Origin of the sequence: Burkholderia sp. E168m23 (genome assembly GCF_016586125.1) — a bacterium.
GTDB lineage: Bacteria > Pseudomonadota > Gammaproteobacteria > Burkholderiales > Burkholderiaceae > Burkholderia > Burkholderia orbicola.
The window spans coordinates 1-710 of sequence record NZ_BCPP01001620.1; the positions used below are offsets into that span (position 1 = coordinate 1).

At 69.3% G+C, this 710-nt stretch carries 1 protein-coding gene; it reads left to right on the plus strand.

What is annotated here, in order from left to right; translation table 11 throughout:
* A partial coding sequence (locus JMF90_RS39265) for an MFS transporter (protein ID WP_201326570.1) occupies positions 1 to 710 on the plus strand: 710 nt, incomplete at both ends.

The window sequence follows — 710 nt, forward strand, 5'->3', positions numbered from 1 at the left end:
TGACGAACAACACCCTCGCCCCCTGCGCACCAGCCTGCGCGGCCGCCGCGGCGACGCCGCGCAGCCATCATAGCTGGGCGCTCGTGGTCCTGCTGGTCGGCGCCATTCTGCCGCCGCTCGACTACTTCATCGTGAATCTCGCGCTCCCGGCCATTCGCGACGGCATCGGCGCGCACCAGGCCGAGTTGCAGCTCGTCGTGTCGGCCTATGCATGCGCGAACGCGGTCGTCCAGATCACCGGCGGGCGGCTCGGCGACCTGTACGGACGCAAGCGCATGTTCATGATCGGCATGGCCGGCTTCGTGCTCGCGTCGACGCTGTGCGGGCTCGCCGACAACGGCACGGTACTCGTCGGCGGCCGCGTGCTGCAGGGCCTGTTCGCCGCGATCCTCGCGCCGCAGGTGCTCGCGACGATCCGCAGCGTGTTCAGCCCGCAGGAACAGGTGCGCGTGATGGGCTTCTACGGGTTCGCGTTCGGCCTCGCGGCCGTGATCGGCCAGCTTGGCGGCGGCGCGCTGATCAGCCTGCATCCGTTCGGGCTCGGCTGGCGCGCGATCTTCCTCGTCAATCTGCCGATCGGCATCCTGGCGCTGATCGGCAGCTGGCGCTTCATCCCGGAAAATCGCGCGCCGCGCGGCCAGCGCATCGACGTGCCGGGTACGGTGCTGATGTCGCTGTTCCTGCTGATGCTCGTGTACCCGCTCACGCAT